The organism is Helicobacter sp. T3_23-1059 (assembly GCF_053654515.1).
In genome coordinates, this window is sequence record NZ_JBSIUV010000003.1 from 1 (window position 1) to 25,333 (window position 25,333).

The 25,333-nt window shown below is 37.7% G+C and carries 18 protein-coding genes, 3 pseudogenes and 1 CRISPR repeat array; of the genes and pseudogenes, 9 read left to right on the forward strand and 12 right to left on the reverse strand.

Annotation, left to right across the window (positions count from 1 at the left end):
- A partial coding sequence (locus tag ACWIX0_RS01250) for a hypothetical protein (RefSeq protein ID WP_454171252.1) occupies positions 1-2,717 on the forward strand: 2,717 nt, incomplete at its 5' end.
- A gap of 484 nt (positions 2,718-3,201) precedes the next feature.
- On the opposite strand, the gene ACWIX0_RS01255 is transcribed toward ACWIX0_RS01250, so the two are convergent.
- Positions 3,202-3,330 carry a hypothetical protein gene (locus ACWIX0_RS01255; RefSeq protein ID WP_454171254.1) on the reverse strand — a complete coding sequence of 43 codons (129 nt, stop codon included), beginning with the start codon at positions 3,328-3,330 and terminating at the stop codon, positions 3,202-3,204.
- Positions 3,331-3,441: 111 nt separating this feature from the next.
- On the opposite strand from ACWIX0_RS01255, the gene ACWIX0_RS01260 reads away from it, so the two are divergent.
- The 3 genes from ACWIX0_RS01260 to ACWIX0_RS01270 all read left to right on the forward strand — a co-directional run bounded on the left by ACWIX0_RS01260 (position 3,442) and on the right by ACWIX0_RS01270 (position 5,932).
- On the forward strand, positions 3,442-3,672 hold the full coding sequence (locus ACWIX0_RS01260) for a hypothetical protein (protein ID WP_454171256.1): 231 nt from the start codon (positions 3,442-3,444) through the stop codon (positions 3,670-3,672).
- An 85-nt stretch (positions 3,673-3,757) separates the two neighbouring features.
- Complete coding sequence (locus ACWIX0_RS01265; protein WP_454171258.1) at positions 3,758-3,952, forward strand: hypothetical protein; 195 nt, start codon at positions 3,758-3,760, stop codon at positions 3,950-3,952.
- A gap of 282 nt (positions 3,953-4,234) precedes the next feature.
- On the forward strand, positions 4,235-5,932 hold the full coding sequence (locus ACWIX0_RS01270; RefSeq protein WP_454171260.1) for a phosphoethanolamine transferase: 1,698 nt from the start codon (positions 4,235-4,237) through the stop codon (positions 5,930-5,932).
- Between the two features lie 554 nt (positions 5,933-6,486).
- On the opposite strand, the gene ACWIX0_RS01275 is transcribed toward ACWIX0_RS01270, so the two are convergent.
- From ACWIX0_RS01275 to feoB, 4 genes are all read right to left on the reverse strand, one after another.
- Positions 6,487-6,687: a hypothetical protein gene (locus tag ACWIX0_RS01275; protein WP_454171262.1), complete on the reverse strand. Its 201-nt coding sequence runs from the start codon at positions 6,685-6,687 to the stop codon at positions 6,487-6,489.
- A 280-nt stretch (positions 6,688-6,967) separates the two neighbouring features.
- A complete protein-coding gene (locus ACWIX0_RS01280) occupies positions 6,968-7,138 on the reverse strand; it encodes a hypothetical protein (RefSeq protein ID WP_454171264.1) in 171 nt (56 codons plus the stop codon).
- Between the two features lie 66 nt (positions 7,139-7,204).
- A complete protein-coding gene (gene ybeY, locus ACWIX0_RS01285) occupies positions 7,205-7,807 on the reverse strand; it encodes an rRNA maturation RNase YbeY (protein ID WP_454171266.1) in 603 nt (200 codons plus the stop codon).
- Between the two features lie 60 nt (positions 7,808-7,867).
- The gene (gene feoB, locus ACWIX0_RS01290) at positions 7,868-10,285 is read right to left on the reverse strand and encodes a ferrous iron transport protein B (RefSeq protein ID WP_454171268.1); all 2,418 of its coding nucleotides are present in this window, start codon (positions 10,283-10,285) and stop codon (positions 7,868-7,870) included.
- Positions 10,286-10,662: 377 nt separating this feature from the next.
- Here feoB and ACWIX0_RS01295 point away from each other — a divergent pair, with 377 nt between their 5' ends.
- Positions 10,663-10,983, forward strand: coding sequence for a hypothetical protein (locus ACWIX0_RS01295; protein WP_454171269.1), 321 nt, complete (start codon positions 10,663-10,665; stop codon positions 10,981-10,983).
- Positions 10,984-11,161: 178 nt separating this feature from the next.
- Here the strand turns inward: ACWIX0_RS01295 and ACWIX0_RS01300 are convergent, their stop codons facing one another.
- From ACWIX0_RS01300 to ACWIX0_RS01325, 6 genes and pseudogenes are all read right to left on the reverse strand, one after another.
- Positions 11,162-11,503, reverse strand: a complete 342-nt coding sequence (locus ACWIX0_RS01300; protein ID WP_454171271.1) for a hypothetical protein — start codon at positions 11,501-11,503, stop codon at positions 11,162-11,164.
- A gap of 103 nt (positions 11,504-11,606) precedes the next feature.
- A complete protein-coding gene (locus ACWIX0_RS01305; protein ID WP_454171273.1) occupies positions 11,607-13,088 on the reverse strand; it encodes an NFACT family protein in 1,482 nt (493 codons plus the stop codon).
- Positions 13,089-13,140: 52 nt separating this feature from the next.
- Positions 13,141-14,787, reverse strand: coding sequence for an AAA family ATPase (locus ACWIX0_RS01310; protein WP_454171275.1), 1,647 nt, complete (start codon positions 14,785-14,787; stop codon positions 13,141-13,143).
- A 250-nt stretch (positions 14,788-15,037) separates the two neighbouring features.
- A complete protein-coding gene (locus ACWIX0_RS01315; protein WP_454171277.1) occupies positions 15,038-16,081 on the reverse strand; it encodes an NAD(+)/NADH kinase in 1,044 nt (347 codons plus the stop codon).
- 50 nt (positions 16,082-16,131) lie between these two features.
- On the reverse strand, positions 16,132-17,166 hold the full coding sequence (locus ACWIX0_RS01320) for a J domain-containing protein (RefSeq protein WP_454171433.1): 1,035 nt from the start codon (positions 17,164-17,166) through the stop codon (positions 16,132-16,134).
- 3 nt (positions 17,167-17,169) lie between these two features.
- Positions 17,170-17,358 (reverse strand): annotated as a pseudogene (locus ACWIX0_RS01325) (J domain-containing protein); the annotation flags it as partial.
- 512 nt (positions 17,359-17,870) lie between these two features.
- Between ACWIX0_RS01325 and ACWIX0_RS01330 the strand changes: the two are divergent.
- The 3 genes and pseudogenes from ACWIX0_RS01330 to ACWIX0_RS01340 all read left to right on the forward strand — a co-directional run bounded on the left by ACWIX0_RS01330 (position 17,871) and on the right by ACWIX0_RS01340 (position 23,905).
- Positions 17,871-18,149 carry a hypothetical protein gene (locus ACWIX0_RS01330; RefSeq protein WP_454171279.1) on the forward strand — a complete coding sequence of 93 codons (279 nt, stop codon included), beginning with the start codon at positions 17,871-17,873 and terminating at the stop codon, positions 18,147-18,149.
- Between the two features lie 100 nt (positions 18,150-18,249).
- Positions 18,250-19,041 carry an SDR family NAD(P)-dependent oxidoreductase gene (locus ACWIX0_RS01335; protein ID WP_454171281.1) on the forward strand — a complete coding sequence of 264 codons (792 nt, stop codon included), beginning with the start codon at positions 18,250-18,252 and terminating at the stop codon, positions 19,039-19,041.
- A 764-nt stretch (positions 19,042-19,805) separates the two neighbouring features.
- Positions 19,806-22,811: a CRISPR direct-repeat array (repeat unit 36 nt; unit sequence GTTTTAGTCGCTTGTTAAATTCTCTTATGCTAAAAT).
- A gap of 328 nt (positions 22,812-23,139) precedes the next feature.
- A pseudogene (locus ACWIX0_RS01340) lies at positions 23,140-23,905 on the forward strand (IS1595 family transposase).
- Here the strand turns inward: ACWIX0_RS01340 and ACWIX0_RS01345 are convergent.
- Entirely contained in the window at positions 23,892-24,500 is a 609-nt protein-coding gene (locus tag ACWIX0_RS01345) for an alpha/beta fold hydrolase (RefSeq protein ID WP_454171282.1), read from the reverse strand. The pseudogene ACWIX0_RS01340 and the gene ACWIX0_RS01345 overlap by 14 nt on opposite strands.
- Before the next feature lie 110 nt (positions 24,501-24,610).
- Between ACWIX0_RS01345 and ACWIX0_RS01350 the strand changes: the two are divergent.
- Positions 24,611-25,327, forward strand: a pseudogene (locus ACWIX0_RS01350) (IS1595 family transposase).
- The last annotated feature ends 6 nt before the right edge of the window (positions 25,328-25,333 follow it).

Genomic DNA, 25,333 nt, shown 5'->3' on the forward strand with positions numbered 1-25,333 from the left:
ATTTTAGCATTGCAAATTCTAGCAAAGTAGATATTGCAAAAGCAGATTCTAGCAAGGCAGATATTGCAAATGCAAAATCTAATAATGCAAATTTTGCGAGCGCAAAATCTACCCACCCCCAAACCCCCTCCGCAAGGGAGGGGGCTTTAAGAAGCGTTGCCACTCTTTCAAGGGAGGGGGCTTCTTTTTGGGCTTCTTCCGCAAGGGAGGGGGCTTTTAAAGCAAATGTAATCCCCAAAAATGCAAAAACAACACCCAAAAAACGCCTAGCGATTTCTCTAGCTGCGAGTGCGATTATAGCTGGTATCGCCCTAGATAGTCTAGCGGCTGGCTGTCGTAGCACAGGGTATAGAGATGAGGGGGGTATCGGGTATTGGACGACTAGTGCTTGCACGGGATATACTTCATTAGCCGAGATACAGCGGCAAAGCCTATCAAACACAGATTATTGGCGAGATATGACACTCACTCTTAGTGGTAGCACAGATGCGGGCAATGTCTCTTATACTCTTGGACAAGCAAATTTTAACGGGCGTGCGTGGTGGCAAAGCAGTGAGAAATTCCCAAATGCCTCCACAAGACGCACGCTAAAGTTTGAAAACTTTGATGCGCCAAATACGAGCTTTACCCTCACTCAACAAAATTCCATCGCCACCGTCTCTGTAAGTAGCTCTAGGCTAAACTCCCTAGAGCTAAAATCTGGCACATTTCAAGGGCTAGCTATCACAAATGGTTCTCTCATAAACTCCCTCACCATAGGTGGCACGATAAACGCTACAAATGCAGGCACAGACAGGGATACTGCTAGCATATCTATCCGCGATGGCTCTCTGGTAAATAACCTAAGCATAACAGGCACAGTAAGCGGCAACCTACAAATAGGTAATAGAGATGTCATAAATTCTGGCTTTATGACGAGTTTTAGTGGAGTGAATGGAAAATTTACTACCGCAGATACAAACTACATCGCCCTGCTAAATGCCTCTATCACCATAGATGGCGATGCAGCTAGCTGGAATGGAGGCTCAGTAGCTGGGCAACATATCTTAGGTGGTGGAAATGTCATCGGTATCGCGGATAACTCTATCACCATAAATGCTGGGGAAAATATCCAGCCAAATGAAATCTATGAGTATAAAAATATCGTAAAAAATGCGAAGGCAGGCAATGGCAGTGGCGAGCAAGGTAGCTTTGAATCTAGGCTAGGCTATCGCCACTTGGTCGCTTCCACAGGGCTTCAGCTAAAGCATGTGGAGCGAGATGGCAAAAAAGGTATCGTCCTAGTAGCTGATGTGGCTGATAGCTATGGGGCAAATGTCTTTCGCGCACTCACACTATCTAGCTTGCGCAGGACGGTAAATACCCAAAATATCCTAGATACGATGACGACAAAGACTTTCCATAGCGATAGATACTACAATCAAGAAGTAGAGCTACGGCTATTGCAATATGATATGTCTCGCCTTACAAATCGCTCTAGCAAATTTGCCAAAAACACACGCAAAAATCAAAAAAAGCTAGATAAAACGCGTGAGAAAATCGCTAAGCTAACTTTAGAGCAAAGCAAGGGGCAAAATCTAGATAAAGGCTATAATAACTTTGAAGTCATCGACCAACTAGATGCCATTTTTATCCCATACACTGGGCGTAGGGATTGGCGTTTCTTTGCTGTGCCTTATGCGACACATAGCTATGTGGATTTAGGCACTAGCAATGCAAATGAATTTGCAGGTGGCGCACTCTTTGGTATGCAAAGAAATCTTAGAGCAGCAGGGATTTTTGGTGGATTTTTGGGATATGAGTTTGTAAATACGGATACGACTTTGCGAGGCAATATCGATACGCGTATCCAAAACAATAGCTTGCAAGCGGGGCTGAATTATTTTAAAACCTTTTCTATCCCGGGCAAAGTGATGGAAGGCTTTATCAAAGCTAGCATAAGAGGTGGGGTAGATATGCCAACCTTTACTGCCAAAACAGGTGCGTGGGAGCTGAAGCTAAAATCCGCTGACAAAAACGCAATCCCGCTAATATACAATATCGGCGCGGAAGTCAAAGGTGGGGTAACTTTCTATCAATTTAAGCGAAATAGTTATGTAAGCCCTGAAGTATCTCTAAGCTATGATATGCTAGCCTCAAATAACACAAGGATAACAAAGCCTGAAGCATATCTAGCTAATACCAAATATCGCCCGCTTGGAGCTGATGAGAGATATGATGCGTTTTATTGGCACTTGCCTCAACTAGGCGTGCATGTGCGCTACTACAAAATGTATGGCAATAAATTCCGCACAAACTTCAAAGCTGGCGTAAAGTATAATATGCTAAACAAGCAAGAAACCAACTTTAGAATTGGTAATTTGCCAGATAAGGGGCAAATCACTCTGCCTGCGGTGTATGGAAATCTAGGGTTTGATCTAATATGGATGATAAAGAAAAACCACGAGCTATCTTTTGGCTATGATGGGCTTTTCTATGCTAGCACTTTTGCCAAAGAAAATGGGCAGGCTACAAGCGATTGGTTTAACGGCGTAACGACAAATCTAAACTTTAAATACGCTTATTGGTTTGGTGGGAGCGACTATGTAACCGACAAAGACGGCAACGCCGTATCTCGCTCCATAGTCGAGGGAGGCAAAAAGTCTAAGAAGTCCAAAAAGTCAAAGAAAAAGAAAGAAAAGAAGTCTAAGAAAAAGGTTTATTACATTGATGGGTAAATCTTATTTTGGACAAATCTTGGAGCGTTTGTAAAGAGAGGGTTTAGGCTTATTTAGGCTTATTTAGGCTTATTTGGGCTTATTTGTGCTTGGACTTTTGGAGGGGTTTTGATTCCCCCCTCCCTTGCAGATGATTTTGCCTTTTATCCCCCTCCATTGCGGAGGGGGCTAGGGGGTGGGTATCTTGTCGGACTAAGCAAACCGAAGCATCTCAAAATCTAACAAACATTTGTCATACTGAGGTTTCGTAAGAAACCGAAGTATCTCTATTTTTCATTTAATGTTTGAGATACTTCACTCACTTCACTCGCTCAAGTAATGACAAAGAAAATTTTGTCATTGTGGGCAAACATTCCACTGCCGTCATTGCGAGCGTGGCTACGCCACGCGTGGCAATCTAAAATCACCCTCCCTTGCAGATGTTTTTGCCTTTGATTTCCCCCTCCCGTGCGGAGGCGGCTAGGGGGGTGGGTATCTTGTCGGACTAAGCAAACCGAAGTATCTCAAAATCCAACAAACATTTGTCATACTGAGGTTTCGTAAGAAACCGAAGTATCCCGTCATTGCGAGAATCTAGGCTTTTGTTAAAAAGCCTAGATTCGTGGCAATCCATAAATCCCCCTCCCTTGCGGAGAATTTTGCCTTTTCCCCCTCCCTTAGCACGAGGGAACTTTGGCGTGAGTAAATCTTGGACTTAGGTTTATTTGAGTTTAGGTTTAGACTTATGGAGGGGTTTTTATTTCCCCCTCCCTTGCAGATGATTTTGCCTTTGATTTCCCCCTCCCGTGCGGAGGGGGTTAGGGGGTGGGTATCTTGTCATACTAAGCAAACCGAAGCATCTCAAAATCTAACAAACATTTGTCATACTGAGGTTTCGCAAGAAACCGAAGTATCTCATCATTGCAAGCCGTGCTTGCACGGCGTGGCAATCCATAATGTAAAGCAAAAATCATAGATTGCCACGAATTTACTTCGCAAATTCTCGCAATGACGAAATAATTTGTCATACTAAGGGCTTTTAAGCCAGAAGTATCCCGTCATTGCGAGATTCTAGGCTTTTGTTAAAAAGCGTAGAATCGTGGCAATCCACACCTAAGCCGTCATTGCGAGCAAGTCGCAAGACTTGCGTGGCAATCTATAAGCAAAAAAAACATTGTCATACTGAGGTTTCGCAAGAAACCGAAGTATCCAAAAAGCAATTTTTGCAGATAATACAACCCTACAATCTAGTTTGAACTTGCAAAAATATTTGGATATTTCGGCTTGTTTCAAGCGTATCGGTATAACAAAGGTTTTTTTATTGCACAAAATACTTCTATTGTTTTTTAATTTGGGTTTGCGACCCAAGACCGACAAAATAGCTTAACCTCATTTCATCTTAATCAAACTTACTCTAACCCCTAAAAGCCTTATTTAATGTTTATTTTTTTTTGTAGCATACCTGCCGTTGTTTTATATTGCTTTAGTGTGCCATACTCAAAATACAAACAACCAATACTCAAGCTAAAGAATAAAATATGTATAAAGATTTGCAAAACCGCAAGCTCGAAAAAATGTTTATGAAATTTCTTAATAATCGCTTTGTTATTTGGGGACTTATGAGCGTGCTATGCTTTGGCGTTTTTCTTGCGCCAAGCGCATTTTTTATGCTGATAAATCCACAATATTCTTTCTGCCTAGATATTATCTTTTTATGCGCATTTATCCCCGCTAGTATCGCTCTACCCGTAATGAAGCCTAGATTTTTAAGCATTGCTATTTTAGTGCTTTTTATGATAATGGAGTTTTTTCAGTTTGGGCATCTTTTTTGGTTTGGAGCACCTTTGAGTGTATTTAGTTTGGCATTATTTAGTAGTGAAGTAGGTGAGGTGCTAGAGAGTGCCAAAATGGCAATGCCACAAGGTTTGTATCCTATGCTAGTTATCGTGTGTGCTTATACCTTGCTTATTTATGCACTTTTGCGCTTGGATAAAAGATTGCCAAAAAGTTTTATCGCGTCTTTTGTGATGTTATCCCTACTTAGCATTCTACCATACAAAGCGATTTTTAAAACACGCAGTCTTAATAATTTTATGCCAAGCAACAATAGCGTAAGTCTTTATAATGACTTGGTGGTGTTTAGTGCTTATTTTTGCATTTATTTGCCAAATCATTTGGATTCTCACACACCTATTGCAAAATACCGACCTTATACTTATGAATACAAAAATACCACTCCAAAAAATATTGTCATTGTTTTAGGCGAGAGTGTAAATGCTAATCACATCGCATTGCTTGGATATGAGCGAAATACCACTCCGCTATTATCAGCTCTTGCCAAAGAGGGTAATTTTATTGCAAAGAGAGGAATTTCTAGCTCGGTGCTTACGCGTGTATCCTTGCCTATGTTTTTTAATATCGCCTATCACCCCAAAAATATCCGCCACATTGACACACAAACCACGCATTTATTTAAACTAGCAAAACTCGCTGGATTTAAAACCTACTACATTTCTAATCAAACCGAAGCAGAATCAAGGGCAATGGCAGGGAATTATATTGATGTTTTATCCACAAAAGAAAATTATCTTTTGCGCTCAGAGCAAATCGGCGATATGGTGCTTTTAGAAGAATTAGACAAACATTTTCCACAAATAAATCAAAATGACAAAAATTTTATCGTCCTTCATCAGCGAAGCGCACATTCGCCTTATGAGCGTGGATACAGAGCCTATCCACAAGCCCAAGTTTTCCCCATCACAAATAAAACAAACACGCAATATAAAATCAACAGCTACGATAACACAATGATATTTAATGACTTCATCATCGCAAGTATTTTTAGAAAATTCAAAGATTCAAGCAAAAATATGAATTATCTCTTTTTTATCCCTGACCACGGCGAAGCTATGGGCGAAATAGGCAAAGAAGGCAATGCAGAATGGGGACATACATTTTTAAGCCCAAATGTAGCAAATATCCCAATCTTTATCGCACAATATGATAATGCTAGAACGGGCAAAGATTCGCAATTTTTATCCCAAATAGATAAGATTCACGCGCCTACGCATTATGAATTAGGGCTAATTATCACAAACTTGCTAGGCTATACTATAAATAATCCCGAGTTTCAAAAAGATACTTATTATATAAACGGTAATACTATATCAGGCGAAAATGGCTACATTGAAGTGCATAAAAATGGAGATAATTTGACCTTTGAATATAAACAATAATCTAAAACCTTAGGCTGATTTTTTAATGATTTGTAGGTTATATCCATCTTGTTTTTGGATTTACATTATGGCTGTTACGATTCGGGTTCTTTTGAGTATTGTTTTTACTAAGAAATTGCAACAAGTTTACCAACCCAAGCCTCAAACAAAAAAGTCTTAAATTATGATTTTCAACAATAACAAAAAAAGTATATCACCACTAATAAAAACTTTGCAAGAATTTAAGAGACTAAAACAAGAGAGATTTTAAAAAAAGATTCTTAAATATGTTTCTACTTCTCTTACGCTATGAGTTTTTTGCAAGAAGTCTTGATATTAAGGCTGTTAAAATTGCAAAAATTTGTAAAATTTCACAAAAACTATCGATGAAAAGTGTGATAAATTTTACAAAAATATTAGAAATCTCAACCCACCTTAAACGGATTTTTCTCTTATCAAATTTAACAAGATTTTATACAAATCTTGTCCTTTGATTTTGGTGATGGCTATCTAAATTCTGTTTTTTTAAATGAAGCAAGAAATTCTCTTTTTTGATTCCTTTAAATTTGCTTAATCTATGCTTTACATAGCCCCTTTTGCTTGTAGTTGCAAGCAAAGCGAAACAAAAAATCCACCAAACCATCATACGCTCCCCAATAATCACTATAAAATTCTGTCTCATTTATATTGCTTAAATCTCTTATTATAGGCAAAAGATCATCTGCCAAGCAATGCTTTACAATTTTGGTATAAACGCAATTATTTCGTTTTAGCATACTTTATGCTTGCAGTTGCGAGCAAAGCGAAGCAAAAAATACAGAAGTTTTTTTGCCAGCTCCTCGCCCTCTTTTGCCTCTCACTCTTTTAGCACCCAAAATCTATATTAAAAGGTTGCTTTCATCAACTTCAATTTTACCTTGCATTTTAGAAGTTTTCTCACATTCTTTGGCGATTAAGATTCTATAACTTGCTTAAAAATTCTAGCATAATGTAACCTCTAAAATTTGAGTGATTTTTAATATTTTTGTAGCTTCAATATCTAAACTTCTTGCAAAGTTAATAGCATAAGCAAAGTATCTCAAAATCTAAAAACACAAATATATATATTTCACTAACACTCAATATGACAAAAACTCCGTCATTGCGAGCGGATTTGTCAAAATCCGCTGAATATGACAAATAAGTATGACAAAAATGACAAAATCTCAATATAACAACAATTTCCACAAAAATATATGGCTCAAAACAACTTAAGACTCCTTTATTTTGTCTTAAGTTGTCTTGAGCCAAATATTACTTGCAAGGTGAGTTTGCGCGATAAATGAGGCTTTGTAGATTTTGTGATAATCCTGCCTCAAATCCTATTTTTGCCATTATCTCGCGCTCTTTGTCCCTATGCTCCCCGCCATCGCTCTCGTGGTCAAAGCCTAGCAAATGCAACACCGCGTGGATAAATAAAATGATGATTTCCTCTTCCAAACTATGCTTAAATTTTTTGCTATTTTGCTTTGCTAAGGGGAGGTTTATCACTATCACTCCAAGAAAATCTATAAAATCTAAGCTACTAGATTCTATTTTTTTGCTAGATTTTGCACTAAAATTAGGCATTGTGGTATTTTCAAGCGGAAAACTAAGCACATCGGTGGCATAATCTTTGCCTAAAAATCCTCGATTAAATTCTCGCATTTTTGTGCTTCCAACAAACATTATCTCAATATGAACATGCTCTTTGCTATGGCTTTTTTCGCGCATAGATTTTATCTCATTAGCCACACTACTCAAATCATTCAATGCGCCTTCAAATACGCAATCCAGCGCAACTTGAAGCGCAAAATCTAATGTAGATTCTAGTGTGGTTGGCAGTGTGATTTTTGTATGGTTGTAGATTTCTAGCAAAGCCCTGTCCCAAAATGTAAAATATAAAATCTACAAATTTTACAAAAATTCTCTTAAAATTTACCCCATAAAAAAGCTATACCCAAGATACGCCACCCAATACGCCACAAGCGAAAAAATATACGCCACAATCGTGGTAAAAACAAACAAATATCCCACAAATTTTATCCCTCCAGCCTCTCTCCCAAAGCTAATAGTCGCGGCAAAACAAGGGATATAAAACATCACAAACACCACAAAAGCCACCGCACTAGGAAAAGAAATGCTATCTTTTAGCATTTCTTGCAATGAGCTAGAATCCTCCTCCACTTCCTCGCCAAGCGCATAAAGCACACCAAGCGTAGAAACCACCACTTCTTTTGCTGCAAATCCTGTAATAATCGAAATAGAAAGCCTCCAATCAAACCCCATAGGCGCAAAAATAGGTTCGATTATCTCCCCTGCCCTGCCCGAATAAGTCGCCCTAAGCAATTTTTCTTTTTCCTCATTTTCTAAATGCGCAATTTCCTCATCTTTTTGCTCATCATTTAGAGATTTAGATTCTAGCACTTCTTGTTTTTTGGATTCGTAGATTTCTTCTATTTGAGGGTTTTTGGGGTATTGCGAAGCAAACCAAATCGCCACAGAGGCAATGAGTATAAATCCGCCCGCTTTTTTTAGAAACATAACAACCTTGCCCCAGATACTAAACCACACGGTGCGAAAATTTGGGATTCTATATTTTGGCATTTCCATTACAAATGGCTCATCTATGCCACGAAATAGCGATAGTTTTAGCACTTTTGCCATACACAACGCCACCACTCCACCAAGAATATATATCCCAAAAAGCACAAATCCAGCGTATTTATCAGGGAAAAAAGCCCCCACAAAAAGCACATAAATAGGAAGTCTAGCCGAACAGCTCATAAAGCCAATCACAAAAAGCGTGATAAGTCGCTCATTTTGGTTTTTTAGCGTGCGGGTTGCCATATACGCAGGCACGGAGCAGCCAAATCCCGCAATCATAGGGATAAAACTCTTGCCGTGCAAGCCAAATTTATGCAAAAATCCATCAAACAAAAACGCAACCCTTGCCATATACCCGCTCCCCTCAAGCAATGCAATCCCAAAATAAAGCACCGCAATAAGAGGCAAAAACGCTAGCACCGTGCCAACTCCGCCGATGATTCCATCGCAAATGAGTGAGGTTATCTGCGGATGCTCGCTAAGTGCTTGACTCAAAAAATCCCCAAAACTAGCAAACCCATCTTCTATGTAATCTTTAGCAAATCCACCCACATAAAAAGTCATCTCAAAAAGCAAAAACATAAGCAAAAAGAAAATAGGCAGTCCAAAAAATCGATGAAGCAAGATAGAATCTATGCGCTTGGTGCGCTCTAGGGAATTTGGCAAACCAAATGCTTTATTAAATTTTGTTGCATTCAATGTTGCGGGAGATTTTGTGGCTTGCAAGTTTTGCATTCGCAAATTTTTAGGCTGTGGATTTTGTGGCTGTGAGTTTGCAAAATTCGCAGAAAAATCGTTGATAGATTTTGGATTGGCATTATTTAGATTTTGCTCCTCATCATTTACTTGATTTGCTTGATTTTCTACTTCGTGGTAGCTTATGACTTCTTGGGCTGCACCCTGTGCGAAACTAATAGAATCTTGATTAAAAATACTTTGGATATTTTCCTCTCCACTTTGCTTTGTAAGCCTAGCACTGATTTCATTTACAAAATCCGTAACCTGCGTGTAGCAAGGCTTATCGTGCAAATACGCATACAGCCTTTTATCAAGCCGTAGCAATAAAATCGCAATGATTCTGCTTGATAGGGCTTCTTTTTGGCTTGGATAGGCATTTAGCTCATAAAAACTTTTTTGCAACAAAAACTCATCAATCTTTTCAATGCTAGATTCTAGCAAATCCCCATAAATGCGCTTTGGCTCGCAAAATGGCTTATTGTGCATATCTATTATGGTGTCAAAAAGCGTGTTTAGATTTTGCTTTTTTTGTGCAGATATGGCGATAGAAGGCACGCCTAATATTTCGCTTAAAAGCGCGGTGTCTATGTCTATACCATCGCGCTTTGCCTCATCTATCATATTTAGCCCTAGCACACATTTTACCCCTAGCCCCATTATTTGCGCACTTAGGGCGAGATTTCGCGCTAGATTGGTAGAATCTAGCACATTTAGCACAATGTCATAATTCCTAGATTCTAAAAAATCTTTGGCGATTTTTTCCTCTGGCGAATAGTCATTTAGGCTATAAGTCCCGGGCAAATCAATGATATTTATATCCACGCCCTTATAGCTAAAGCGCACTTCATTTTTTTCTACCGTTACGCCACTAAAATTGCCAACTTTTAGATTTGCGCCGCTTATGGCGTTGATAAGAGAGCTTTTGCCGACATTTGGCTGTCCTACGAGGGCGATGGTAAGCTGTGTTTTGTTTTTGGTGGATTTTGTGCTTTGGCTAGATTTTCTTGTCATAGATTACTTCCTTAAGTATTGCTAAATTAGTGTTGTTTTTTAAGCAGATTTTGCGTTTTTTTTTTTTTTGCTGTTTTGTTTTTATGAAACCCACTGCAAAAATATCTAAAAGCGCAAAAATAATTTTTGCGCAAAATCGTTTTTGTGCAAAAATTATTTTTGTGTTTGACACACTTGAAAACACTTTTATGTATTTTGTAAGCTATTATTGTAATATAAAAATCATTATTTTGAGTTTAATTATCAACTTTTATCAAAAAGACACAAATAATGAGAATCTAGCAAGGATTTTTAATTTCAAAGACTTATCATACTAAGTTTTTATACCAAACCAAAATATCTCTAGTTTGTAGCCTGTTGAGAGTGACTTTGGTTTCTTGCGAAATCTTAGTCCGACAAGTATTGCCGTCATTGAAAGCGGATTTTGGCAAAATCCGCGTGGCAATCTACTCATTATATTTTGTCATACTGAGGGTGAAGCCCGAAGTATCTCAAAGTGTAGCTTCTTTATAAAATCTAAAAATGCAAATAGAGATATTTCGCGCTTGCGCACTCAATATGACAATAAGAGGGATACTTCGGCTTTTTCAAAGCCTCAGTATGACAAATGTTTTTTTGTTTTTGTGGATTGCCACGCGTGGCATAGCCACGCTCGCAATGACGGAAGTAAAATCAAATTGCTTACAATGACGGAGTGAGTGTGGATTGCCGTGTGTTAGATTTTTGTAGCTTTTGGCAAAGTCGTGGCAAAAACTCGCAATGACAAAAATGCAAATTCTCGCAAAAATCTAGCTATGGCGACTAAATATAACAAACGCGCTAAAATGCCACATATATAATGACGCAAAAAAACTTACAAACCCCCATAAAAACCCCCTAAAATTTTATAATATTTTCCTTTTTTTGCTTTACGCCTCGTTGTTTTTTGTTTGGCAAATCCTCCCTATCTTTGCGCAAAATAATCGATAGTTCATATTTTGGTTTATCCCCACATTTTCCTTTCAAAGCCACGCTTAGCTCATTTGCAGCATTTACCGTTTTATTTTTATAAAGTGTGCCGCAGGGCTTATCTCGTAGGCTGTTTTTGGTGCAGACAAACCCCGCATATTTCGCAAAAGCCTCTATGGCTTCGCCTGTCTGCTTTGCGTAGATGACTTCTAGCACTTTTGTTCTTGTTGGGGTGTGCTTTAGGATATGAAACACTCGTATATTTTTCATTTTCTCTCCTTATTTTTGCGGATTTTATTTTGATAGATTTTGCCCATACAGCAAAAATCCAAACGCATATTGTAGCGTATTTATAATAAACAATCCTAAGATTTTATGATTTTCGCACAAATATGCTTTTTTGTTTGGCATATACGACATTTGCCCCATCGCCTATTTTGACAAACCGCCTCTTTGTATAATCCACAAAAAAATCCCCTCCATTTTTTGCACACATTCCTACCAAAATCTCGCTAGCTTTTTGTAGCACACTATCAGGGAGTGCCTGCTTACCACAATGTATAAACAAATGCGAGGAGGGGACATCGCGGATATGTAGCCACATATCATCAGCCCTAGCATTTTCTAGCAAAATCTTGTTTTCGTTTTTGTTGCGCCCGATAGATAGCTTAAACCCCTCGATAAAAAGCACTAGCCCGATTTGAGAATCTTTTGTGCTTTTGTTTTTGGGTTTTAGGATTTTTAGCGTATCTAGGTTTTGGCTAGTTGTTACAAAATCGATTTGGCGGGCTAAAAAATCGATTTTAGATTCTAGGTTGTTTATCTCTAAATGGATATTTTTTGCCCTTTTGGCTAGTTTTTTAGATTCTCTAAACATTTGATTTATCGCTTCTTGGGGGGTGGGAGATGGTGGCAGACAAATCTTTCGCTTTTTGTTAGAATCGATTTCTTCTAAAACCACCTCGCGCACATAAGGCTTTAGCGTAGAAATATGGGCTAATGCTAGGCTAGCATCGCTATTTAGCCCTTTTGCGCATTTTTCTAGCTCGCTTGCACTTTGTAGATTTTCTCTTTTTGATTCTAGGGATTTTTTTGCCCTCTCTAGCTTGTTTAAAATGCTTAGTCTAGTATTTTGCAGGCTTTTAGCTTCCTTGCTAGCGTATTTTGAAATAAGCATTTTTTTTGTCGCCTCAAAGTCGCTAAAATCGCCCAAATCCATACCAAAATCCAAATCCTTAGAATCTACATTTTTATTTGGGTTGCTAGGCATTGGGGGGAGTGGGTGGTGGATTTTGACAGGGCGCATAGATTTTTGTGGGGAAATATGTCGCAATGCCTCTAGCACGACAAAGCGAGAATCCAAAACAATCGCATTGGTATGCTTCCCGCAAAACTCTAGCTGCAAATACAGCTCTTGCTTTTTGTAAGAATGGCGAATCGCTAAAAAAAGCCTCAAAATCCTATCTCCCCCTACCACTTCAGAGCCCAAAATCTCCGCTCCATTTAGACGAGATAGCACAATATCAAAAGGTGCTAAGTATTTTTTGGCAGATATGATAGGCGAAGTCGCCATATACACGCTAGAATCCCCACGAGACAAATCCATATAAAAGATTTCTTTTTGGTGGGGAAAATGTGGGGTATATGGGGTTTGAATGGGTGTTTGCTTTGTTTGTGCTAGGTTTTTTGCGTTTGATTTAGAAGCGTGAATGTCGCTTGTTTGATTGGGCTTTTTTGAAGTATCTGGCTTGGTGCATTCTAGCTTTAGCACATTATCTTGTACGCGCTTTATGTGATATAGCCTATCAAAGCTAGAAATATACGCACTTATCGCCCTTAGCTCCGCTAGCTTCATACTTGCTCCGCATTTTGTTGTGATATTTATGTGCTAAAAACGATAGAGTGGCTTAGTTTGGTAGATTTTCTCCACCCTTTACATATTCGCTTAAGCGGGTTTTTGCAAACTCTATCGCCTCGTTTGTGATATTTGCCCCGCTTACCATTCTAGCTAGCTCGCGCACGCGCCCTTCATAGTTTAGTAGCGTTATGCTAGATTTTGCTTCTTTGCAATCCTTAGAATCCACAAAATCCGCATTATTTTTTGCTACCAAAAAATGCGCATCCGCAAGGCTTGGCATATTCATTTGGTGTGAAATGGCAAAGACTTGATAGGATTTTGATAGCTCTTTTAGCACTTTTGCTACCCCCTCGCTCTCTTCCCCGCTTAGATTGGCATCAATCTCATCTAATATCAGCACGCCTTGTGCTTTATTTAGCCTAGCGACTAGGCACATTATCGCTAGTCTTAGGCGGTTAAACTCGCCTGCTGAAAGAGTGTCGATGGCACTATTTGCTAAGCATAAATCCACGCCCAAATCGCCATTAGATTCTAGCTCTTTTGGGATTAGCTTTATGCTAGGGGTGGGGAGTTTTAGCTCGCTACATAGATTTTTTAGGCTAGATTCTAGGGTGGGGAGGGCTTTAGCGCGATTTGCGTTTAGCTCGCTACATAGATTTTTTAGGCTAGATTCTAGGGTGGCGATTTGGGAGTGTAGTTCTTTTTTGTGCGTATCAAAATTTTGCAAAGTTTCTAGCTCGGCTTTTTTAGATTCTAGGGTGGCAAGGGCGTTGTTGATACCGCCATAGCGGTGGATAAGCTCACTCAAGCTAGAAATGCGGTGCAACATAGCCTCACTATCTAGCTCATCTAGCTCATCTAGCCTGCTTTGCTCCCTCTCTAGCACACTTTGTGCGTCATTTAGAGCTTGACTTAGTCGCGTGTGGATTTCCTCTACTTCGTTTTGGGTGTTGTCTTGGTTTTGTTGCGTGTCTTGCTCGCTAGCGATATTTAGCGCATTTAGCGCGGACAAAATCTCGCCTGTGTAGCCAAAAGCCACGCTAGCTTTGGAGATGGCTTCTTTGATTTTCTCTTTGTGAGAGAGGGTTTTTTTTAGGATTAGCAGATTTTCATATTCGCCTTCTTTTGGATTTAGGCTAGCGATTTTGTTGATTTCAAATTCTGCCATTTCTTTTAGCTGGGCGGTGTGGGATTGTTTTGCTTCTAGCTCTTTTAGGGCGATTTTTGCTTCTTTTAGCCTTGCAAAATCGCTCTTTAATCGCTCTAAATCCTGCGTATGTTTGGGGGCGGATTTCACACAATAGCTATCAAGCAAACCAACCAAACTAGCCCCCTCTAGCTCATCGCCACCGCGTGAATGGATATGCTTAATATGCTGTCCTAGCAAGTCGCTAAGCGTTTTTTTTGCGATGGGAGCGAAATTTACAAAATAGCGAATCTTGTCTTTTTTTACGATTTTTATGTTTAGCAGTTCGCCCTCTAAGCCTAGCTCCTCTAAAAATTTGGGCGATAAAAGCAAATCTGTTTCGATATTTGGCGCATTTGGTTCTTTTAGCCCAAAGCAAGATAGCAATGACTCCATAAGCACGGATTTGCCACTGCCACTCGCCCCGCTAAATACGCAAAATCCCTCTTTAAATCGCAATTCTAAATTGCCAAAAATGGGGGAAGATTCTATGCTAAGTTTGGTAATCATCTAAAAGCCTTTAGCCATATTTGTTGGAAGTTGATAAAAGGTGTGAAATCTAAATAAAGGGGGTATTATATCAAAAAAATATCTTAAAAATATATGACAGATATTTTCGGGTAATTTTATGCAAGTTTTATGCAAGTTTTAGGTAGATATGCCAAGATTTTGCTTGCTAGATAAAAAACATTAGCTTAGTTATTTTGTAGCTTAGATTTTTTGCTAGCTATCTAGGCTACAAAATCCACGCCCTAAATTTTTAGATTCTAGCACCTAGTCCAAATTTTTCTCTCAATACCGCAAAATAGCTTCGTTTTGGGTGTTGGATTAGCTCTATTTGCGTGCTAGCTTTGACTTCTAGCACCTCGCCTTTTTTGAAGCTAGCACATTGCTGCCCATCTATCATTATCATTCCCTCTATGTCGTTTGTATCCTCTGCATTTAGGCTTTTTACTAGCTTTGCGCTATCTTTGCTAGGGCTTATATGCGTGCTATGTATGCAAAACTCTAGCCCCCATTTATCGCTTATCACCATCGGGCGTTGGGTGAGAGAATGCGCGCACACAGGCGTTAAAAGTAGCACTTGACATTGTGGATGCACCACAGAGCCACCCGCAGAGATATTATACGCGCTAGAGCCTGTGGGAGTGGCGATGATTAGCCCATCTGCGCGGTAACTATTGCAAAACTCCCCCTCTATCATTGCATCGATATGAATCATACCCGATATGTCTTTTTTGGTGATTAAAATCTCATTTAGCGCGTAAAATGGCGATGAGGTTTTGCCCTGTGAATGGCGGATTTGCCCCTCTAATAATCTATGTTTTTCAAGCACATACTTGCCCTGTGCTAAATCATTAGCAAAGCCTTCTAGCTCGCTAGGATTTATCGCTGTCAAAAATCCTAAATGCCCCATATTTATCCCAAAAATAGGCAATCCACTCCCCGCACTTTTATGCACCGCAGAGATGAGCGTCCCATCGCCTCCTATGCTTACTAGCGCATCGATTTTGGGGGAAAATCTTTGTGTAGATACGGGGGTTTTTTGAGCGGATTTTGTGGCTTTGGGATTGTTTTTTTTGGCGCATTCTTTGATAGATTTTACACCCAAAATCTTTTCTATGCCCTCTAGCCTATATGTTTTTGGCAAGCCCAAAATCTTGCCATTTTCGCTCTCTACTATCGCATCTATGCCACTTTTAGAGAAAATCTCTAAGATTTTTATGACTTTGTCTTTTAGCTGTGGAGAATGCGGGCGCACAAGCAGGGCTACGGATTTTATGGGTTTTTGCAAATTTTTCATTTTAGATTTTACTTTTTGTGAGAATCTATACAAATGCCAAAATATAAAAACTAAGCAGTTGTCTTATCAGCAAGCGGGGTAGTCGAGGCTTTTATGGTGTTATAAGCCTGCGAGATTTTTTTAAACCTCTCTTCAAAAATCTTAACCTCCGCGCTATCTTTGCCCTGCGCGTTATCGGGGTGAAATTTTTTTGCTAGCTTTAGATATTGTTTTTTCACTTCTGCAAAACTATCCCTAAAATCTACATTTAGCTCGCTATAACATTTTCGCAACAGGTATTCCTCTCGTGTCAAAAAGCTATCAAATCCCTCTCCACCAAAGCCATTTGTCTCAAAATCCTCATCTTTATTGCTGTTAAACTCAAAATCTAGCGCGATATTGTGGATAATGCGCGAGCTAATAAGCCCCATAACGCCTTCCCACATAGACTGCGTGTATCCTACCGCACTGATACAAAACTCATTATCCACTTCATAGAGGATATTACTGCCAAAAATCGCGCGGATATATCGCCGTGCCACGCGGTTGTTTTCGGGGAGTCGCACGAGGATTTGCCCTAGATTTGATAGGTGGATTTGCACTTTTATGCGTTTTAGTAGGGTGTTTGGATTAGTGATTTTTATGCGTATGGGGAGATGGCTATATGATAATATATTTGCTAGCTCATCGTTGTATTTTGGTGTGGATTGTGCATTTTTTTGGCTATCAAAATCGCTATTTTGTAATGCCATTTCTTTTGCATTTTTAGCATTTTTTGTATCATCGCTAAAATCTTGCGCATCTTTTTTGGCGATTTCCGCAATCTCATTAGCCTCATTAGCCTCACTGCTCATAGATTTAGCCACATTTTTATCATCGTTTATAGATTTTGATTTTTTATCGCTAGATTTTGCGTTAGGCTTTCGTTTTTGTTTGGTAGATTTTTTTTCTTTGTTTTCATCTGCTATTTTGCTAGATTTTGTAGATTTTGTATTATTGTCGCTAGTTTGATTAGGCGTTAGGAACTCGCTAGAATCCACACTAAGATTTTGGCTAGGATTTTGTGTAGTATTTTTTGCATTTTCCAAAAAAGCGACGCTTTGCATCGTGGCGTGATAAGTCCAATTTATCAAATAATCTTTTTTAAATCGCTCCCCATCATCAAGGATAAGAAGCGAGCTAGAGAGGTGGTATCGTTTGGAGAAGTGTTTGTTGGCGTATTCTAGGACTTTTTTTAGTAGCCTAGAGCCTTGCGTAAGCTCGATTTGGACAAATTTATCACAACAAGTAATATACATTTCAAAATCCTTATCAAACCATTTTTTGTGTATTTTACGCTTTTGTGGCTACAAAAAAGCATTGCTACACCAAATAAAATCACAAGATAAAAACACAAACCCGCAAAATCCGCTATGTAGTCATAGTTTGCGGATTTTACCACAAGTTTTTTAAAGTTTTGCTACAAGCTAGATTCGGTTTTTTTGTGAGATTTTGTAGCCTAAAGGCAGATAAACCCAAAATCTACAACAAATCCGCAACTTTTTTGTATAGATTTTGCATAGATTTTTTAAGCTATTTTTGTGCCTTATTTGATAAACTCAAAGTCTTTTTTGCATATTTTGATAAAGCATTTTATTTTATATGCAAAAAACCGATTTCTAAATCCTACTTTACGCCTATAAAGCCTATTTTTAAACATTATTTTTAGCAAATTTAAGCAAAACGCGTGATAGATTTTGGCTAGCTTGTGAATAGATTTTGCATAAAATGCTATAATTTTCAAGCAAGTAGGAGTTGCAAAGGGGAAAATATGAGTAGCATACAAAAAGCCATATTAGCAGGTTTAGCACTTTTGATATTAGTAGGAATATCACTTTTAGTCTATGATGCCTCAAATGATAGCGGTAGGCGCGATAAAAAAATGAGTCAAAACCTCGAAAATCTACGACAAATCCGCAAACAAAAGCCCAAAGACCCAAACAAAGACTATTTCCAACGCAAAGAAGAGCTAATGTGGGGCGGTGGCAAAAGTGGCGGGAGGGAGAGAGAACCTCCCAAAACCCCATTTGATGATTTGATTGGCAACTAGATTTTAGAAAAATAGATTTTATAAATCTACGCAAAATATCTGCAAAAATTCTGCAAAATCCATTTGCCACAAATCGCTATAAAAATCATTAGGAGATAAGATGCTAGTATTGATTACAGGTGCTTCGGTAGGATTTGGGAGGGCGTGTGCGATAGAGTTTGCCAAGAGGGGAGATGCTATCATCGCACTTGCAAGGAGAGAATCAAATCTAGCCTCATTGCAACAAGAAATCGCCGCGCTTACAAACACAAACCTAGCTCAAATGTGTGAAATCATCGCTTGTGATGTCTGCGATACCCCACGAGTAGAATCCGCACTCCAAGAGATTCTATCCAAACGAAAAAATGATGCACATTTTTGCGATGGCATATCTGTGCTAGTAAATAACGCAGGGTTAGCACTAGGGCTTAGTCCCGCAGATGAGAGTGATATAAGCGATTGGGAGAGAATGATAGAGGTGAATATTTTATCTTTAGTTCGCTTGACAAGGGCGATTTTGCCCCAAATGGTGGCAAAAAAATCTGGGCATATCATAAACATAGGCTCAATCGCAGGAAGCTACCCATATCCCGGGAGCACCGTATATGGTGCTAGCAAGGCATTTGTAAAGCAATTTAGCCTAAATTTACGCGCAGATTTATCTAGCAAAAATATTCGCGTAACAGACATTGAGCCCGGACTCTCTGGGGGAAGTGAGTTTTCGCTCGTTCGTTTTAAGGGCGATGAAAAAAAGGCAAATAGCGTATATGAAGGCGCACAAGCCCTAACCCCACAAGACATAGCAGAAGCGGTATGCTGGGTGGCACACTTGCCCCCTCGCGTAAATATCAATCGGCTAGAGATGATGCCTACTTGCCAAGCCCCATCTGCCCTTTCGGTGCATAAATCCTAAAATCTAGTTTGGATTATCTAAGCAAAATCAAGTCATTGCGAGCGGATTTTGACAAAATCGGCGTGGCAATCTATTTTTGGATACTTCGATTTCTTTTTTTTGTCTAAATATGACAATATATAAAAGTAGGCTATGTTTAAGTCCGACAAGAACCCACCCCCTAACCCCCTCGTGCTAAGGGAGGGGGGGAACAAGAGAATCTCGACTATACAAAGAATGAGAAAATATTTGTCATACTAAATTGAATGCAATGATAACAAAGATTCCCCCTCCATTTCGTTGGTGGTTTTGGATACTCTTTTGTTCCCCAACCTTTGTGGAGGAAGTTTTGGGGTGGGTTCTTGCCATACTTTAGCAAGCAAAGTCGACGAAGTATCATAAGCCAATATTTTGTCATACTTAGGCTCTTAGGCTTTAAAAAAGCCTAAGTATCTCACAATATATTATTATCTTTAAGGGTTTTTAAGCCCGAAGTATCCAAAAGCCCATTTAAAAAACACAATCTTGCAACATAATGTAGCCTTACAAAATCTTTTGGATACTTCGCTACGCTAATATGGCAAGTAGTGTCGTCATTGCGAGATTTTGCGACTTTGTTAAAAATCGCAAAATCGTGGCAATCTATTTGTGGTAGTATAGATTGCTGTGCGTTGCAAATTGTGATGAGGGGTTTTGATAATTTAAAAATTTCGCGCCTGTATAATCTAATCTCTTTTTTATGACAAAGAGTTTAGATTATACAGGCGGGATTTGATAGCAAACTGGTTTTAGTCGCTTGTTAAATTCTCTTATGCTAAAATAAAAACCCTCAAAATAGTAATGCCAAAGGGGTTTTAGTCGCTTGTTAAATTCTCTTATGCTAAAATACTTTTAACGGGCAATTGGTGGCTGGTCCTGTTTTAGTCGCTTGTTAAATTCTCTTATGCTAAAATATTTTTGGAGCTGGTTTAGTTGCTCTTGTTGTTTTAGTCGCTTGTTAAATTCTCTTATGCTAAAATAAATAAAACCTACACAAAAGCAATTTTTAGGTTTTAGTCGCTTGTTAAATTCTCTTATGCTAAAATAAAGCAGTAGATTCTTTATTATCAATATAGGTTTTAGTCGCTTGTTAAATTCTCTTATGCTAAAATAAAGCAGTAGATTCTTTATTATCAATATAGGTTTTAGTCGCTTGTTAAATTCTCTTATGCTAAAATAGGCTATTAAATCCATAAGCCCACCTATTTGTTTTAGTCGCTTGTTAAATTCTCTTATGCTAAAATAAAATCACGCGTAAGGTGCAACTAATGGCAGTTTTAGTCGCTTGTTAAATTCTCTTATGCTAAAATGCTCATTAAAGATTATGTTATACATTCTAAGTTTTAGTCGCTTGTTAAATTCTCTTATGCTAAAATACGCAATTTAGATATAATTGCGAGCGGGGGGTTTTAGTCGCTTGTTAAATTCTCTTATGCTAAAATACGCAATTTAGATATAATTGCGAGCGGGGGGTTTTAGTCGCTTGTTAAATTCTCTTATGCTAAAATATGAAATCTTATTAAAAGCGAAACAAAGCGGTTTTAGTCGCTTGTTAAATTCTCTTATGCTAAAATTATCCCCGCACATCAAAAAAGAGATATTAAGTTTTAGTCGCTTGTTAAATTCTCTTATGCTAAAATATTCTTTTTAGCGAAATCATACATATCGCGGTTTTAGTCGCTTGTTAAATTCTCTTATGCTAAAATTGTTCCTTTGAAATTTGTTCAGCTTTTGCCGTTTTAGTCGCTTGTTAAATTCTCTTATGCTAAAATTCATAATCACATAGTGTTTTATATATCTCTGTTTTAGTCGCTTGTTAAATTCTCTTATGCTAAAATTACGCGAGCTTATAAACGATAACCAATGCGGTTTTAGTCGCTTGTTAAATTCTCTTATGCTAAAATAGAATTAGAAACACCAATACCACTACCTTGTTTTAGTCGCTTGTTAAATTCTCTTATGCTAAAATTGTCGCTCGCATCAAGTCCGCTCTCTAGCGGTTTTAGTCGCTTGTTAAATTCTCTTATGCTAAAATCTCTATCAGAAATTCCACCGACACCATGACGTTTTAGTCGCTTGTTAAATTCTCTTATGCTAAAATAAAGTTACTTCAACACCTGATGACTTTGCTGTTTTAGTCGCTTGTTAAATTCTCTTATGCTAAAATAAATGGGTATTTTGTGCGCGGCGTTTCAAAGTTTTAGTCGCTTGTTAAATTCTCTTATGCTAAAATTTAGTAACGCGTGGCTTTGCCACATAAGACGTTTTAGTCGCTTGTTAAATTCTCTTATGCTAAAATCATAAGAATAAAGATTTAAAAGAACAAAGAGTTTTAGTCGCTTGTTAAATTCTCTTATGCTAAAATGTTCAGCGGGTTCGTGTTGAGCAGAACCCGGTTTTAGTCGCTTGTTAAATTCTCTTATGCTAAAATTGACGAAAGGTATGTAGCACTCGAGATAGGGTTTTAGTCGCTTGTTAAATTCTCTTATGCTAAAATTTCAGCAGCTTCATGTTGAGCCGAGCCAGGTTTTAGTCGCTTGTTAAATTCTCTTATGCTAAAATAATCACTTGTTCTTGATTGTGGGGGAATCGGTTTTAGTCGCTTGTTAAATTCTCTTATGCTAAAATCATACAAAAATACAGAAAAACCTACTACACGTTTTAGTCGCTTGTTAAATTCTCTTATGCTAAAATTCGTAAGTCCAGTTATCGCTATCTTTTAGCGTTTTAGTCGCTTGTTAAATTCTCTTATGCTAAAATTCGCACACAAACAACTACAAACAACATTCCGTTTTAGTCGCTTGTTAAATTCTCTTATGCTAAAATGGTTTGTGGCATCTTAAGTTCACTTCTGTGGTTTTAGTCGCTTGTTAAATTCTCTTATGCTAAAATGTTCAGCGGGTTCGTGTTGAGCCGAACCTGGTTTTAGTCGCTTGTTAAATTCTCTTATGCTAAAATAATCACTTGTTCTTGATTGTGGGGGAATCGGTTTTAGTCGCTTGTTAAATTCTCTTATGCTAAAATAGGTGTGCTATGAGAAAAGATAGTGCAAGAGTTTTAGTCGCTTGTTAAATTCTCTTATGCTAAAATCTACTGGGTGAAATAGAAAGACCTGATGAAGTTTTAGTCGCTTGTTAAATTCTCTTATGCTAAAATTTTTAGTGAAAGAAAACTCTTAGTTGTGTTGTTTTAGTCGCTTGTTAAATTCTCTTATGCTAAAATCATTTCTTAGAGAATTTTATATATGGCTTTCGTTTTAGTCGCTTGTTAAATTCTCTTATGCTAAAATCAAGTCGGTAAATATATCTTGCAAGTGATTGTTTTAGTCGCTTGTTAAATTCTCTTATGCTAAAATTTATCTGTTTTAAATGTATCTAATATCTTAGTTTTAGTCGCTTGTTAAATTCTCTTATGCTAAAATCTTGCATACCGCCAGCATTTGCTAAATCAGGTTTTAGTCGCTTGTTAAATTCTCTTATGCTAAAATGCAGCGCAGGCAGATTGGTATAAAAAACGCGTTTTAGTCGCTTGTTAAATTCTCTTATGCTAAAATGTTCAGCGGGTTCGTGTTGAGCCGAACCTGGTTTTAGTCGCTTGTTAAATTCTCTTATGCTAAAATTTAAAAGTAAGTATTTTTGGCTAATTCTTGTGTTTTAGTCGCTTGTTAAATTCTCTTATGCTAAAATGGCGAAGGTGCTATGATTACGCCTCTTTTGGTTTTAGTCGCTTGTTAAATTCTCTTATGCTAAAATAGGCTACGAGAAAATATCGAATTTAAGGGCGTTGTAGAGGATTTGACATATCTAAATATCCATAAATGCGATATTTGTAGCATAAGAGAGATTAGCAAGCGACTAAAACAAGGGAGTTTCTAGGTTCTCCCGCAGGGTTACAATCCCTAACAAAAACCTAGATTTTCTTTTTTTTACTTCTTTTTTGATTCGTTTTTCTTGTGATTTTACTTCTTTTGTCTCTTGTTTTATCATATTTGATTTTCTAAAAATTACTAAATAAAAGCGGGATTGTCGTATTTGAGTTTGGCTCTCTTAAACTTAAGCTCAAACAAAGGATCTTTAAGTTATGATTCACACGATGAAAAACAAGTATATCATTCGTTCCCGAATTTCTGAAAAGAAATTTAGAGAAATTTTGAAGTATTTTTGCTTCGATATTGAAGCCTCAAAAATTGCAAAAATTACTCAAATATCAGAGCAAACTTTATGCAAAATCTTTAAGCAAATCCGCATTTTAATTGCCAAAGAATGCGAAAAAATCTCTACATTAAATGGTGAAATAGAGATTGATGAGAGTTATTTCTTTGCTTCGTTTCACTCGCAACTGCAAGCAGAGGGAGCTAGGCGAGTTCGTGGCAAAATATGGCGAGGAGCGGGTAAGAAAACTTTTGTTTTCGGTATGCTAAAAAAAATAATTGTGTCTATACACAAATTGTCAAACATTGCTTGGCAGATGATCTTTTGCCTATAATAAGGGATTTAAGCGACATTAGCAAGACAGAATTTTATAGCGATTGTTGGGTAGCGTATGATGGATTGGTGGATTTCGGTGCAAAAGCACATTATCGCATTAAACATTCTAAAAATGAGTTTGCAAAAGGCAAAAACCACATAAATGGCATTGAGAATGTTTTTGCTTCGTTTCACTCGCAACTATAAATAGAAGGGGTTATGCAAAACATAGATTAAGCAAATTTAAAGGAATCAAAAAAGAGAATTTTTTGCTTCTTTTAAAAGAAACAGAATTTAGGTATAATACTCAAATTAGACAGCAAGATTTGTATAAAATCTTGCTAAAAATGATAAGAAATCAACCGCTTAAGTTAAATTGAGCCTTAGTTTTTCTATGACGCTTTCGTATTTACGCAAATGCTCTGTCTTACTTTCCAAAAGCTCAGGAACTATTTTTATCATTTTTGTAACAAAATTTGTATATGAAATTATGTTTATCATCATTTTTGTAATATCTCTCAATAATCCGGGGGAATTGTATGTATAGCATTCTTTTACCGCGCTAGGATACATAAAGCAAAAAGCCTGCGCCAAATAGCCACCAAGAGAATGTCCTACAACAATCAATTTTTTATCGCCTATTTGCCGTTTGATTGTTTCTTCATAAAATCGCGCTAATTCATAGCATTGTATCGGCACTTCGCCCATAGACATTTTTGTATCTGCTGCTATATCTTTTATGTAGCCTTCTGTCCCACAAATAGCTAAAATCTTTTGATTTTGATTAAAAGTATCTTTAAATAATGTGGCTGAAAATCCATTAACGGTGTCTGGCTGGTAAGCTAAAATTTTGAAGCGATTTTGAAAATCTATGGTTTTGTGTTTTGAATCGCTATAACTGCAATCCGCACATTTTGCATAATCCAAAAACTTTCTCACTAAATGCGGACTTAATTGGTGTGCGTAGTTTGCCATTGTCATATTCCTTTTTGTTAAGAATTTTGTTTGTGTTGCATTGAAGTGCGAAGCGCATTTTAAAAAATTGGCTCAAGACAACTTAAGACAAAATAAAGGAGTCTTAAGTTATGATGTCAGCGATGAAAAACAAGTATATCATTCGTTCAAGAATTTCAGAGGCAAAAACAAGAGAGATTCTTAAACTTTTTTGTCTTGATATTGAGGCTGCTAAAATTGCAAAATTAAGCAAAATTTCTCGTCAAAGTGTCAATAAAATCATCAATCAAATCCGCATTTTAATCGCCAAAGAATGTGAGAAAACTTCTAAAATGCAAGGTGAAATTGAAGTTGATGAAAGCAACCTTTTAATATAGATTTTGGTTGCTAAAAGAGTAAGAGGCAAAAGAGGCAGAGGAGCAGGTAAAAAAACACCCGTATTTGGTATGCTAAAACGAAATAATTGTGTTTATACTCAAATTGTAAAACATTGCTCTGCAGATGAGCTTTTGCCTATAATACGAGATTTAAGCAATATAAATGAGACAGAATTTTATAGTGATTATTGGGGGGCTTATGATGGATTAGTGGATTTCGGCGCAAAAGCACATTATCGTGTCAAACACTCAAAAAATGAGTTTGCGTTAGGTAGAAATCACATAAATGGAATCGAAAATTTTTGGGGATATGCTAAACATAGATTAAGCAAATTTAAAGGAATCAAAAAAGAGAATTTCTTGCTTCACTTAAAAGAAACAGAATTTAGGTATAATACTCAAATTAAACAGCAAGATTTGTATAAAATCTTACTAAAATTGATAAAAAATAATCCGCTTAAGTTGTCTTGAGCCAAA